Annotated in this window: 1 pseudogene; it reads right to left on the bottom strand. The window is 47.9% G+C overall.

Features of this window, described 5'->3' with window-relative positions:
* Positions 1 to 193 (bottom strand): annotated as a pseudogene (gene nfeR, locus LZP73_RS20185) (DNA-binding transcriptional regulator NfeR); the annotation flags it as partial.
* Between the last annotated feature and the right edge of the window lie 99 nt (positions 194 to 292).

Here is a 292-nt window from a genome sequence, read left to right on the forward strand (position 1 = left end):
GACGCAATTCACCGTGACCAAAGAAACGTTGTCGACGACCGCCGCCGCGACCGTGGCGACCACCGCAGCATTGACCGTGTTCATGCTGGTGACCGTGTCCGCAGTGCTCGTGTTCTGACTTCTCACCTTTGCAGCAGCCCTCATGGCGTGGCTGGCCTTCATGTTTACAACACCCTTCGTGATGATGGCTCATATCAGCCTCCTTTTGCTTAATTAGATATATCTAATTTATATCTGATATAAGCATTACTGCAAGTACAAAAATGATTTTTAAACGCAGGTTTACTCAACA

Origin of the sequence: Shewanella sp. AS16, assembly GCF_021412365.1 — a bacterium.
Taxonomy (GTDB): Bacteria; Pseudomonadota; Gammaproteobacteria; order Enterobacterales; family Shewanellaceae; genus Shewanella; species Shewanella salipaludis.